General features: G+C 65.5%; 9 protein-coding genes and 2 pseudogenes. 6 read left to right on the forward strand and 5 right to left on the reverse strand.

The window, feature by feature from the left end; all coding sequences use genetic code 11:
• Positions 1-118: 118 nt before the first annotated feature.
• The 3 genes and pseudogenes from PSEMO_RS34400 to PSEMO_RS24900 all read left to right on the forward strand — a co-directional run.
• Positions 119-376, forward strand: a pseudogene (locus PSEMO_RS34400) (PAS domain-containing protein); the annotation flags it as partial.
• 12 nt (positions 377-388) lie between these two features.
• Positions 389-652: pseudogene (locus PSEMO_RS34405) on the forward strand (methyl-accepting chemotaxis protein); the annotation flags it as partial.
• A 274-nt stretch (positions 653-926) separates the two neighbouring features.
• On the forward strand, positions 927-1,385 hold the full coding sequence (locus tag PSEMO_RS24900; RefSeq protein ID WP_075805593.1) for a DUF3574 domain-containing protein: 459 nt from the start codon (positions 927-929) through the stop codon (positions 1,383-1,385).
• A gap of 32 nt (positions 1,386-1,417) precedes the next feature.
• On the opposite strand, the gene PSEMO_RS24905 is transcribed toward PSEMO_RS24900, so the two are convergent.
• The 4 genes from PSEMO_RS24905 to PSEMO_RS24920 all read right to left on the reverse strand — a co-directional run bounded on the left by PSEMO_RS24905 (position 1,418) and on the right by PSEMO_RS24920 (position 7,601).
• Positions 1,418-3,805 carry a TonB-dependent receptor plug domain-containing protein gene (locus tag PSEMO_RS24905; RefSeq protein WP_075805594.1) on the reverse strand — a complete coding sequence of 796 codons (2,388 nt, stop codon included), beginning with the start codon at positions 3,803-3,805 and terminating at the stop codon, positions 1,418-1,420.
• A gap of 170 nt (positions 3,806-3,975) precedes the next feature.
• Complete coding sequence (locus PSEMO_RS24910) at positions 3,976-5,031, reverse strand: substrate-binding domain-containing protein (RefSeq protein ID WP_075805595.1); 1,056 nt, start codon at positions 5,029-5,031, stop codon at positions 3,976-3,978.
• A 25-nt stretch (positions 5,032-5,056) separates the two neighbouring features.
• Entirely contained in the window at positions 5,057-6,076 is a 1,020-nt protein-coding gene (locus PSEMO_RS24915) for an ABC transporter permease (RefSeq protein WP_075805596.1), read from the reverse strand.
• Positions 6,069-7,601, reverse strand: coding sequence for a sugar ABC transporter ATP-binding protein (locus tag PSEMO_RS24920; RefSeq protein ID WP_075805597.1), 1,533 nt, complete (start codon positions 7,599-7,601; stop codon positions 6,069-6,071). The genes PSEMO_RS24915 and PSEMO_RS24920 overlap by 8 nt, the downstream gene beginning before the upstream one ends.
• Before the next feature lie 362 nt (positions 7,602-7,963).
• On the opposite strand from PSEMO_RS24920, the gene PSEMO_RS24925 reads away from it, so the two are divergent.
• The 3 genes from PSEMO_RS24925 to PSEMO_RS24935 are packed head-to-tail and all read left to right on the forward strand — an operon-like array spanning position 7,964 to position 11,604.
• On the forward strand, positions 7,964-9,214 hold the full coding sequence (locus PSEMO_RS24925) for an acyl-CoA dehydrogenase family protein (protein WP_075805598.1): 1,251 nt from the start codon (positions 7,964-7,966) through the stop codon (positions 9,212-9,214).
• Complete coding sequence (locus PSEMO_RS24930) at positions 9,211-10,542, forward strand: LLM class flavin-dependent oxidoreductase (RefSeq protein ID WP_075805599.1); 1,332 nt, start codon at positions 9,211-9,213, stop codon at positions 10,540-10,542. Before PSEMO_RS24925 ends, PSEMO_RS24930 begins: the two co-directional genes overlap by 4 nt.
• A gap of 9 nt (positions 10,543-10,551) precedes the next feature.
• Positions 10,552-11,604, forward strand: a complete 1,053-nt coding sequence (locus PSEMO_RS24935; RefSeq protein WP_075805600.1) for an NADP(H)-dependent aldo-keto reductase — start codon at positions 10,552-10,554, stop codon at positions 11,602-11,604.
• Positions 11,605-11,792: 188 nt separating this feature from the next.
• Here the strand turns inward: PSEMO_RS24935 and PSEMO_RS33610 are convergent, their stop codons facing one another.
• A complete protein-coding gene (locus PSEMO_RS33610) occupies positions 11,793-12,155 on the reverse strand; it encodes a hypothetical protein (RefSeq protein ID WP_178392051.1) in 363 nt (120 codons plus the stop codon).
• Positions 12,156-12,183: the final 28 nt, after the last annotated feature.

Consider the following 12,183-nt stretch of genomic DNA (forward strand, 5'->3'; position numbering starts at 1 on the left):
GCAGCTCGACGCGCACCGCCAGCAGGCGGCGATCTGGGCGCAGCTGGAATCCACCATCACCGAGGGCACCTGGGACATCAAGGTGGTCCAGGGCGACCTGCAGCACCCGGACAGCCATATGCGCATCTCCAACCAGTTCCGTGCGGTGATGGGCTACGGGCCGACGGAAATGCCGGACGGCTGGGACACCCAGGTCGGCATCACCCACCCGGACGACCTGCCGCAGATCATGGCGATCTTCGACCGCGAGATCCTCAAGCCGGGGGCCAGTGGCGAGTACGTGTTCGAGTACCGCATGCGGCACAAGGCCCGGGGTTATATCTGGTGCCGTGAGCGCGGTTGTGCGGTGCGCGACGAGCGTGGCGTGCTGGTGCGGGTGATCGGCGCGGTGCGCGATATCAGCGACGAGCGCAGTGCCCAGGCCAGCCATGAGCAGATGCTCTCGCAGAACCAGACCACCTACGCGCAGATCGCCACGGTGGTGGGGGTGATCAAGAGCATTGCCGAGCAGACCAACCTGCTGGCGCTGAATGCCGCGATCGAAGCGGCCCGGGCCGGGGAGGTGGGGCGCGGGTTCTCGGTGGTGGCGGAGGAGGTGAAGAAGCTGGCGGAGAGTACCCGGCAGGCGACGCAGCAGATTCAGGCGATGTTGAGTGACAGATAAGAGGTGTGTTGTCTGTGATGGCCTCATCGTTGGCAAGCCAGCTCCCACAGGTTCAGCGGTGCTCTGGGGATTGTGCTGTGCCTGTGATGGATGCATCAGGTACAGCACAGGTTCAGCGGTGCACGCGATCCCTGTGGGAGCTGGCTTGCCAGCGATGAGGCCATTACAGTCAACACAGCTATATCTCACTGTTAATTGGTTATTTTGAACTCCGGATATTCCTTCCTATAGTGCCTCGCCTATAACTCGAAAAGGATATTCCATGTTTCGCCGTCTTGTTCTTGCCTCGGTGCTGGTTGCACTTTCCGGCTGTGCCAATACCCAACTTCCCGTTCACACAACCCACCCTGAAAGTTCAACTTTGCAAGGCGACCCCAGCCGTCCTGCCCAGGCCGCCTGGCAGCGCACCGAATTGTATTTCGCCCTCGGTCGACTCGAGGGCGGCAAGGAGGTGATCAGCGAATCCCGCTGGCGCGAATTTCTCGACCAGGAAGTGACCCCGCGCTTCCCCGATGGCTTCAGCGTGCTGAACGCCTACGGCCAATGGCGGGATCACGGGGCGAAGGAACCCGAGCGCCTGGACACCCGCGTCATCGTGATCCTGCATCCCGACACCGCCCAGGCCGGCAAGGATATCGAGGCCATTCGCCTGGCCTGGAAACGGATTACCGGGGACCTGTCGGTACTGCGCCTGTCACAGCCGGCGCAAGTCTCCTTCTGAAAACGCATCAGGGGACCGAAGTCCCCTGATTGTCAGAATCCGTAAGTTACCCGGGCATAGTAATAAGCTCCGTTGGTGCCGATCGGCGATAGCACGTCATACGGCAAGTTACCCCCATAGTTGATGGTCGAATTCGAACGCTCCGGATAGTTGTCGGTGATGTTGTTGCCGCCCACGGCAATATCGAAGGTCGGGGTGAACTTGTACTGCACCTCCGCATCCAGTTGCCATACCGCACCATAGGTCTGCTCCGGCTGGCTGTCGCCGAAGTCGAAGACCCGGGTGGTCTCGCCCTGGCGGGTCAGGCGGCCGAGCAGGCCCCAGTGCTGGCTGGTCCAGTTGGCCGAGACCACGAAACGGTCCTTGGGCGCGGCGTCGGTCAGGGTGTTGCGCTCCTCTACACCCACCAGTGCATCGTTGCCGATACCCAGGGCGGTGAGCTGCGAAGGCGTGCCCTTTGTCTTGGTCACTTTGGTGTGGTTCCAGGTGTAGGCACCGGTCAGGGCCAACTGGCCGTCGTAGAACGGCTGGCGATAGTTGAGCACCAGTTCGGCACCATCGGTGCGGGTGTCGGCGGCGTTGGTGAAGAAGTTGACGTCATGCACCCCGGCCACGCCGAAGGTGTCATTGATGTATTGCTCCAGGGCGTCGCCACCGATGCGCTGGGACAGGGTGACGCGGTCCTTCACGTCGATGCGGAACACGTCCAGGGACGCATCGAAGCGCTCGCTGAGCTGGGCGGTGACGCCGAGGCTGAAGTTCTTCGAGGTTTCCGGGTCGAGCTTTTCCGCACCCAGGGCCCTGGCGATCGGGTCGTTGACCGAGAGCACGCGCACATCGGTAAGGGTGCCGCCATCGCCGAAGTTGCTGGTGGTGTGCTGGAAGCCGATCTGCGCCAGGGACGGCGCCCGGAAGTTGTTCGAGACCGCGCCACGCAGCGCCCATTGCTCGGTCAGGCGATAGCGCCCGCTGAGCTTGCCGGTGAGCTTGCTGCCGGCATCGTCGTAATGCTCCCATCGCGTGGCGGCATCGACGAACAGGCGGTCGGTGAGGTCGCCGGACAGCTCGGCATAGGTGCCGAATACCTTGCGCTCCAGGTCGGCTTCCTCGCTGGGACGCAGGCCGTTGGCACCATCGGCGCCGCTGCCGAAGTACGACGCCGGGTCGCCGGCCGTGGTCAGGTAGTTTTCGTAGCGGTATTCACCGCCCACGGCCAGCACGAAGGAGCGCTCGGCCAGGCGCAGTTCACGGCTGAAGTCGAGGTTGGCGGTGGTCTGGCGCAGCTCGTAGTCGCCGGTGTCGAAGCGGGTCGGCGAGTCGGCGCCGAGGCTGACGTTCAGGGTCCGCCGGCTTGCCGATTCGAAGCGGTTGCGGCCGTGGGTCAGGCTGCTGTCGAAGTCCCAGCCAGCGCCCAGCAGCCCTTTGAAACCGGCCGTGGCGGAGAGGTCCTGGTTGGTGCCGAGGGATTGCGGCAGGTAGCCATTTGGGTAGAACTGCGGCTGCTCGTAGGGGTAGCGGTAGAACTGCGCGCCGGTGGAATGGCGCTCGTTCCAGGTGCCGAAGGAATACAGCTCGCGCTCGCCCAGGGGCAGCGAGCTGTTGAACCACAGGTTGACGTCCCGCGCCGAGCCGTCGCCCATCACATAGTTGCGCTGGTTTGGCGTGCTGTCGAAACCGTCGAAACCGGCGCGGTTGGTCGGGTTGCGCTCCTTGTATTCGGCGCCGCCACGCAGGAAGCCGCCATCCTCGCCCAGGCGTACGCCGCCCTTGGCCGTGGTCAGGCTGTTCTGGCCATCGGTGGTGGTGCGGCCGATGGCGTCCTGGTGGGTGTGGTAGGCGCCGTAGGTAGTGGAGACCTCACCACCCTCGGGGGCGTCGTCGAGGATGATGTTGATCACCCCGGCGATGGCGTCCGAGCCGTACTGCGCCCCGGCACCGTCGCGCAGCACTTCGATGCGCTTGATCGCGCTGATGGGGATCGAGTTGAAGTCCACCGGGGCGGTGCCGCGGCCGATCTTCGAGGAGTCGTTGACCAGCGCCGAGGTGTGCCGGCGCTTGCCGTTGACCAGCACCAGCACCTGGTCCGGGCTCATCCCGCGCAGTTGCGCGGCGCGGATATGGTCGGCGCCGCCGGAGTTGGACTGGCGCGGCATGCTGAACGACGGCAGCAGGGTCTGCAGGGCCTGGCCCAGTTCACCGTTGCTGGCGCCGGTGGCCTTGAGGTCGGCGGCGGTGAGCACGTCCACCGGTACCGGCGAGTCCAGCACGGTACGCGCCGTGCCGCGGGTGCCGGTGACCAGCACCGTGTCCAGGCGCTTGGCGTCTTCGCCGCTCGGCAGGGTGTCTTCAGCCTGGGCGTTTATCTGGAATAGTGCAGAGGTTATCGCAAGTGCAAGCAGTGAAAGTGGGCGGTGTTGCATGGCAGCGCTCCTTGAACAGCGGGCAATACCGTCAACGGCCGACCACTTCGAAGGTGGTCGGGCAGGGCAGTACCGCAGCCGTTTTTTAGTTGTGATTGAAAGTGCAGTTGAAGCGGGGAGGCGCCGCTGTATGGCAGAGGCGTTGCACGCAAGTGTTCAGGGTTCGGGGTTCAGTCCACCTTGGGAATCCATGCCGGGCTGGCAATCGCCGCGCTGTCGCCGAACGCGGGTACCTTGCGCGCCAGGTCGCGGACGTTCTTCACGTCCAGGTCCAGCAGCTGCTGGCGGCTGATCAGGGTCGGCGGCACCAGCAGGCGCTGGCCCGGGTTTTCCCCGGCGATCAGCATCGCCAGGCTGCGCACGCTGATGGCCCCGGCCACCTGCGGGTTGATCGCGGCGGTGGCGGTCCAGGCGCTGTCGGGTTCCTTCATGATCTGGATATCGGCGGTGGAGATATCGGCGCTGTAGATCCTGATCTTCGAGGCACGGCCCGCCTCATCCACGGCGATCTTGGCGCCTTTGGCGAACTCGTCGAAGGGCGCGAAGATCACGTTGATCTCCGGGTTGGCCCGCAGCACGGCGCTGGCCTGGTCGGCCACGGAGTTGGCGATGGGCGGGTTAAGGGTGCCGAAACGGGCCTTCTCGACGATACCCGGGTGGGCCGCCTTGACCTGGCGCCAGATCTCGTCGCGGCGCTCCATCGGGGTGAAGCCGCTGATATAGACGTAGCCGGCGTTGAACGCCGGGCCGTTGTCCTGCACGGCCTTGTCCAGGGCCAGTTGGGCGATGGCGTGGTGGTCCTGTTCGATCTGGGTGACCCTGGGGTTGTTCAGGTCGACATCGAAGGCCACCACCTTGATGCCCTTGGCCACGGCCTTTTCCACCGAATCGCGCAGGGTTTCCGCCAACCCCAGCTGGACGATGATGCCGTCGACACCCAGGTCGATGGCCCGTTCGATCATCTCGCGCTGGCTGGCCGCCTGCTGCCGGGCATCGAAGATGCGCAGCTTGACGTCGAGGGCGGCGGCCTGTTTTTCCACGCCTTGCAGGTAGGCCTCGGGGAAGTCGCCGGAGAACAGGTAGCCGACCAGGGCGATCTGCACCTCGCCCTTGTCGAAGGGCGCCGGGGCGCCGGGCAGGCCCTTGGCCTGGGCTTGCCAGCTCATGCCGGCGAGCAGTACCCCGGCGAGGAGATGGCGCACGAAACGTTTGGGTGATGGGTTCATGGAGGGTCCTTGCGAGTCGATGAAGTCAGCGGGTCTGCCGGGCGAGGCCGAAGGTGAAGATCAGGGCCAGCACCAGGACCAGGCCCTTGACGAAGTCCTGGGCGTAATAGGGCGCGTTGAGCATGGTCAGGCCGTTGAGCAGGGTGGCGATCAGCACGGCGCCGGCCAGGGTGCCGAAGGCATTGGCCTTCTTCGCGCCCAGCACGGCGAAGCCGATCAGCGCCGCGCCGAGGGCATCCAGCACCAGGCCGTTGCCGGAGCTGACATCGCCACGCCCGAGCCGGGCGGCCAGGAGCAGGCCGCCGACCGCGGCGAGCAGGGCCGAGAGCACATAGGCCAGCAGCTTGTAGCGCTGCACCGGGGCGCCGGCCAGGCGCGCCGCCTGTTCGTTGCCGCCGATGGCGTAGAACAGCCGGCCGATCCGTGTGCGTTCGAGAAACAGCCAGACCGCCAGGGCCAGCACCGCAGTGACCAGCACCGGGACCGGCACCGTGTCCCACAGCCGGCCGCGGCCCAGGGCGAGGAATGCCGGGCTGAACACGCCCTCGGTCTCTTCGCCATCGGGCAGGGTCATGCCCACGGCAATGGAGCGCCCGCCGGTAGGAATCAGTTGCACGCCGATCACCAGGAACATGCTGCCCAGGGTGGCGAGGATGTCCGGGATGCCCATGCGCACGATCAGCCAGCCATTGAGCAGGCCGACCAGCGCGCCTCCGGCCAGGCTGATGGCGATGGCGGGCAGCGGGCCCCAGTCCAGCACCACCATCACGTAGCTGGCGATCATCAGGCTCATGGCCGCCACCGCGCCGATGGACAGGTCGAGGCCGCCCACGGCCATGGTCAGGGTCACGCCGAGGGCGAGCAGGGCGACGATGGACACTGACTGGAGAATGATGAACAGGTTGCTGACCTGGACGAACGCCGGTTCGAGCAGGCTGAACAGCAGCACGATCAGGCCCAGCACCAGCAGCAGGCCGTAGTGGATCAGGGCGTCCAGCCAGCGCTGGGGCACGGGCTGGCGTGAAGGGGAAAGCGAATCAGGCACGCGCGGTACTCCTTGATGTTTGCGGTGTCGGGGCGGCGCTGCCGGCCAGCTCGGCCACCAGGGCGTTGCGGCTCAGGTCGGCGCGGGGGTATCCGGCGACCACGGCAAAATCCCGCACCACCAGGATGCAGTCGGCGATTTCCAGGGCTTCGTCGATATCGGCGCAGATCACCAGGGTCGCGCGCTGGCCGGCACCATCACGCAGCAACCGGCCGATCTCGCGGCGGGCGCGGATATCCACGCCCTGGAAGGGTTCGTCGAGGATCAGCAGGCGGGCGTCCTGCAGCAGCCAGCGGCCGATCACCACCTTCTGCTGGTTGCCCCCGGAGAGGCTGGTCATGGGCGCGTCGATGCCGGCGGTCTTGATCCCCAGGGCGCTCACCTGCGCGGTGACGGCGGCGGCTTCGGCGCGGCGGTCGATAAAGCCGGCGCGGCTGAAGCGCTGGAGGAAGGGCAGGGTGAGGGTTCGGCGCAGGGAAAAGCCCGGTACCAGGGAGCCAGCGGTACGGTCTTCCACGGCGAGGAATACCCCGGCCCGGATTGCGTCCCGGGGCGAGCGCGGCTGCCATGGCTGGCCGTCCAGCTGCAGGCTGCCGGCAGCGGGGCGACGCAGGCCGAACAGGACCTCGGCAATCTCGCTCTTGCCGGCCCCGAGCAGACCGGTCAGGGCCACCACCTGGTTTTCGTGCAGGCTCAGGTCGAAGGCCGGGGTCTGTGGCAGCAGGCGTACGCCGCGCAGGGTCAGCACTTCGCGGCCCGGCAGGCGGGGCACGAAGCGGTGGGCGTCGAGCGCCGCGCCGAGCATTGCCTCGATGGCCTCCGGCAGCTGTTGCGCGGTGAATTCGCCGACCAGCCGGCCATCGCGCAGGACCAGCGCGCGCTCGGCGATGCGCTGCAGGTCCGAGAGGCGATGGGAGATATACAGGATCGCCACGCCGCGCTGGCGCAGTTGCCCGATCAGTTCGAACAGGCGCTCTGCCTCGGCTGCCGACAGCGCCGCGGTGGGTTCGTCGAGGATCAGCAGGCGCGGTTGCAGGGCCAGGGCACGGGCCAGCACTACCAGTTGGCGTTCGGCCTGGCCGAGCTGTTCGATGGGCGCGTGCAGGGGCAGGTCGAGGTTCAGGCCGGCGGCGATGGCCGCCGCCCGCTGGTGCAGGCGGCGGCGTCGTACCCACGGGCTTGCCTGGGCCTGGCTCAGTTCGTCCAGCACCAGGTTCTCGGCCACGCTCAGGCCCGGCACGATGCCGTCGTTGACATGCTGGTGCACCGCGACGATCCCTACCCGACGCGCGACCAGGGGCGAATCGAAGCGCTGCACCGTGCCTTGCACCCGCAGCTCGCCGCCGTCGTGGGGCTGGCTGCCGGCGAGGATCTTCACCAGGGTGGACTTGCCCGCGCCATTGGCACCGAGCAACGCGACCACTTCACCGGGGAAAACCTGCAAGTCGACCCGGTCGAGCGCCCGCTGGGCGCCGAAGTCCTTGCTCAAGGCGCGCAACTCGACCAGCGCCTGTGGAAGTTTCATAAGAACGTCCTGAACCAATGAATGGTGGCGATTAAATTCACTGGTCGACTAAAAATCAAATAGCCAGATCGTATGGAAAAAGTTTTCCGGTTATATGTGATTGAGTAACTGTTCAGGGGTGAACAGTTGATCAACAAAGTGTGTTGGGCATGACAGGGGCGTGTTGTTCGATAAGCATAAGTACCGGTGATACGGTTATTAAAAGTGCGTCGTAATCCATAAAAATCATCGAGTTAGTGACGCTGACAAGGCATGGCATGTCGCTTGCTATCGCTCTTGCTCAATTTCCTGAAATTTATTTTTCAACTAAGCGAGCGGCGATTTTAGTTGCGCCGAGCCACTGCCCAATGAAAGGAAGCAACATGAGCTCCACTGCCGTTAGTTACGAAACCCTGCATCAGCGCTTTGCCGAAAGTTTCCAGCGGATTGCCGATACCGCCGTGCACCGCGAGCAGCAGCGCGAGCTGGCCTTCGACGCGGTGCGCTGGTTGCGCGAAGCCGGTTTCGGAACGTTGCGCGTGCCCCGGGCGCTGGGTGGACTGGGTGCGAGCATCCCGCAACTGTTTGGCCTGCTGATCGAGCTGGGCGCAGCGGACTCCAACCTGCCGCAGATCTTCCGTGCCCACTTCGGCTTCGTCGAAGGCCGTCTTTCCAGCCGTGATCCCGTGTCCCAGGCCCATTGGCTGGGCAAGGTGGTGGACCACCAGCTATGGGGCGCGGCCATGGCCGAGCGCAGCGGTACCACCGGCATCACCGTGGCGCTGAGCCCGCTGGAAGCCGGCAATGAACAGGCCGGCTGGCGCCTGGACGGCGAGAAGTACTACTCCACCGGCACCGTCTATGCCGACTGGATAGCCGCGGTGGCCCTGGCCGGCGACGATTTCGTCAGCGTGGCACTGCCGGTGACCGCCGAGGGTGTCAGCGTGGTGGATGACTGGGATGGTTTCGGCCAGCGCCTGACCGGCAGCGGCACCACCCGCTTCGAGGCCGTACGCGTGCCCAACGAGCATGTGATCCGTCGCTACAAGCCTGACGAAGTACGGGCCGAGTCCTACCTGACCGCCTATTACCAGCTGTTCCATCTCGCTACCCTGGCCGGCATCGCCAAGGCGGTGCTGCGCGATGCCACGGCGTTCGTGAAAAGCCGCACCCGAGCGTTCGGTTTCCCCGGCGAGGCCAGTCCCAAGGATGATCCGCTGGTGCAACGGGTGATCGGCCGCTTGTCCAGCCTCGCCTGGTCGGCGCAAACCCAGGTGCTGGCGGCGGCCGAGCGGGTGCAGCAGGTGTTCGACGCAGAGCAGGGCGGTTACGCCGAGGAGCATCACTACACCGACGCCGAAGTGGCGGCGTTCCAGGCCCAGCAGATCGTCATCGGCCAGGTGCTGGAAGCCACCACGCTGCTGTTCGAGGTGGGCGGCGCGTCTGCCACCAGCGAGAACCGGCGTTTCGACCGTCACTGGCGCAATGCCCGGACCCTGGCCTCGCACAACCCGGCGATCTACCGCGAGCGGGTGCTGGGCAACTACCACCTCAACGGCGTGACCCCGGACCAGGCCTGGCTGGCCCAGCAAAGCACCGGCAATGGCGTGCGCGACGAGGCCAGTGCGGTATGAGCGGTCGTCGTGAAGGGCAGATCAGCATCGGCCTGAATGTCCTCGGCTTTGGCGCCCATCCGGGTGCCTGGCGCAAGGCGGAGGCGGGGGCGACGGCTCATCTGGATATCGCCCATTACCAGGACATCGCCCGCATCGCCGAGCGTGGCTGCCTGGATGCCGTGTTTCTCGCCGACTGGTCGGCCTTGAGTGGCGACCCGGCAAGCCAGCCGGTGGGCCATCTCGATCCGGTGGTGCTGCTCAGCGCCGTGGCGGCGGTGACCCGGCGTATCGGGGTGATCGCCACGGCGGCCAGCACCTACAACGATCCTTTCGGTACCGCCCGGCGCTTCGCTTCCCTCGATCATGTCAGCCAGGGCCGCGCCGCCTGGAACCTGGTGACCAGCGCCAGTGACGAGGCGGCGCGCAACTTCAGCCTGCCCGGGGTGCCGGGCCATGCCGAGCGCTATGCCCGGGCCGAGGAGTTTCTCGAGGTGGTGCTCAAACTGTGGGACAGCTGGGAAGACGACGCGATCATCGGTGATGCTGCCGGTGGGCGATTCGCGGACCCGGCCAAGGTCCGGCCTGTCGACTTCGTCGGCGAGCATTTCGCCGTTCAAGGGCCGTTGAACGTGCCGCGTTCGCCACAGGGGCGACCGGTACTGGTCCAGGCTGGATCGTCCGAGCCGGGCAAGGTCCTGGGATCGCGCTATGCCGAGGTGATCTTCACCACCCAGACCACCCTCGACGCCGGCCAGTGTTTCTATCGCGACATCAAGGAGCGGGCCATACGCTGGGGGCGCAACCCCGCGCACCTGAAGATCATGCCTGGCCTGGCCACGGTGATCGGCAGCACCGAGGCCGAGGCCCGGGCGCGTTTCGACGAGCTGAATGCCTGGCATGGCGAGGAGGGATTGCTGGAACGGGTGGCGGCGCGCTTTGGCCTGGCCGCCAGCGAACTGGACCCGGACGGGCCGCTGCCCTGGGCGCGGATCGGCGAGGTGGCCGGGTTCGAGCGCGGCTCCCAGGGCTTCCTTGAAGCGCAACTGAACCTGGCCCGGCAAGAAAACCTCAGCATCCGCCAGTTGTCGCGGCGCATCCTGGTCGGCCATCGCCTGCTGGTCGGTACTCCGGAGCAGGTCGCCGACAGCCTGGAAACCTGGTTCCAGGCCCATGCCGCCGATGGCTTTAACATCATGCCGGACGTCTTTCCGTCCGGTATCGAACGCTTCGTCGATGAAGTGGTGCCGCTGCTGCAACGGCGCGGGCTGTTCCGTCACGAATACCGCGGCAGCACCCTGCGCGAGCACCTCGGGCTGCCGTTTCCGGACAATCAATATTCCAGCTAGGGATCGAGCATGCGTTACCGTCAATTGGGCAACAGTGAACTCCAGGTTAGCGTGCTTGGCCTGGGCAGCATGACCTGGGGGCATCAGAACAGCGAGGCCGAGGCGCATCAGCAGATCGAATTGGCGCTGGCTGCCGGGGTCAACCTGATCGACACCGCCGAAATGTACCCCACGCCCACCCATGCCGAGACCTGGCGCACCACCGAGCGTTGTATCGGTAACTGGCTGGCTGCCAGCGGGCGGCGCGACCAGGTGATCCTCGCCAGCAAGATCGCCGGGCCGTCCAGCGAGAAGGCCCCGCAGCCGCATATTCGTGGCGGCCTCAGCCGCCATGACCGGCGCAATATCGTCGAAGCGCTGGAGGGCACCCTGCAACGGCTGCGCACGGACTATCTGGACCTCTATCAACTGCACTGGCCGGATCGTCGCACCACCACCTTCGGCCAGCGCGAATATGCCTGGCAGGACGATCCCGAGAGCATCGCCATCGAGGAAACCCTGGCGGTGCTGGCTGAACAGGTCAAGGCGGGCAAGGTGCGGCATATCGGCGTCTCCAATGAAACGCCGTGGGGTGTCGCCGAGTTCATCAAGCAGAGCGAACGGCTGGGATTGCCGCGAATTGTCAGTGTGCAGAATCCCTACAGCCTGCTGAACCGGCTGTATGAGGGTGGGTTGTCGGAGTTCGGGCATCGGGAGGGCATCGGGCTGTTGGCATACTCGCCGCTGGCCTTCGGGGCGCTGACCGGCAAGTACCTGGGGGGAGCACGGCCGGAGGGCTCGCGGCTGTCGTCGTTGTACCGGACCTTCAATCGCTATGACAGCCCGTCGGCCCAGGCGGCCATCGCCGGTTATGTGGAAATTGCCCGGGAGCATGGGCTGACGCCGGCCCAACTGGCATTGGCGGCGGTGATCGACCAGCCGTTCGTGGCCAGTGCCCTGACCGGGCAGACCAGCCTGGCGCAATTGCGCGAGAACCTGGGGGCGCTGGATGTGGTGCTGGGGGATGAGGTGCGTGGGCAGATTCAGGCGGTTCACCAGCGGGTTCCTAATCCGGCACCCTGAGCGCAGAAGGTCCGCGGTCTGAGCTGGCTTGCCAGCGGTTGCGGTGGTGAATGCACCATGGTTATCGCTGGCAAGCCAGCGTGGTGGTGATCAGCGGAGTGCCGGAGTTGGTGCAGCAGTCAATGGCACATTGGCGTGCGCGGTGGGAGTCTGGAGAGCGCTATGGCGAGTGTGTTGAGGGCTGAGGGCTACCCGTATGACAGTTGGCAGGTGAGCTCTTCAGGTTGTCCATCCTTGAAGTTGACCTGGCAGATTTTGATCTCGATTTCTTTGGTTCCCAAGGGGGTGAGGGCAATCTCGAATCTGAGCTGGTCATCCTGAAACTCCCCGCGCTTGAACTCGACGTTCGAGAAGTCATCGATCAGGCTTTTTCCATCAAATGAGCAGAAGTCTTTTCGAACGCTATAACGGCCCTTGCCGCCCGGGATCTGCAGTTGGATGGAGATGCAGGGCAATGTCATCAACCTAAGCTGCAGCCCTGCCCAAGGCAAGCCCCCCGAAGCAGCCAGCCGCCATGGCCGTCGGGCGATGACCAGGCCTCTGCCGCTCAATCAGGCGGTCTAGCTGGGCTGGCGGTGA

This window comes from Pseudomonas putida (genome assembly GCF_001941965.1).
Lineage (GTDB): Bacteria > Pseudomonadota > Gammaproteobacteria > Pseudomonadales > Pseudomonadaceae > Aquipseudomonas > Aquipseudomonas putida_L.

Excerpts from the sequence above, each read along its gene's own strand:
- PSEMO_RS24935 (WP_075805600.1), top strand. The coding sequence starts at position 10,552 with ATGCGTTACCGTCAATTGGGCAACAGTGAACTCCAGGTTAGCGTGCTT.
- PSEMO_RS24910 (WP_075805595.1), bottom strand. The coding sequence starts at position 5,031 with ATGAACCCATCACCCAAACGTTTCGTGCGCCATCTCCTCGCCGGGGTA.
- PSEMO_RS24925 (WP_075805598.1), top strand. The coding sequence starts at position 7,964 with ATGAGCTCCACTGCCGTTAGTTACGAAACCCTGCATCAGCGCTTTGCC.
- PSEMO_RS24905 (WP_075805594.1), bottom strand. The coding sequence starts at position 3,805 with ATGCAACACCGCCCACTTTCACTGCTTGCACTTGCGATAACCTCTGCA.
- PSEMO_RS24900 (WP_075805593.1), top strand. The coding sequence starts at position 927 with ATGTTTCGCCGTCTTGTTCTTGCCTCGGTGCTGGTTGCACTTTCCGGC.
- PSEMO_RS24920 (WP_075805597.1), bottom strand. The coding sequence starts at position 7,601 with ATGAAACTTCCACAGGCGCTGGTCGAGTTGCGCGCCTTGAGCAAGGAC.
- PSEMO_RS24930 (WP_075805599.1), top strand. The coding sequence starts at position 9,211 with ATGAGCGGTCGTCGTGAAGGGCAGATCAGCATCGGCCTGAATGTCCTC.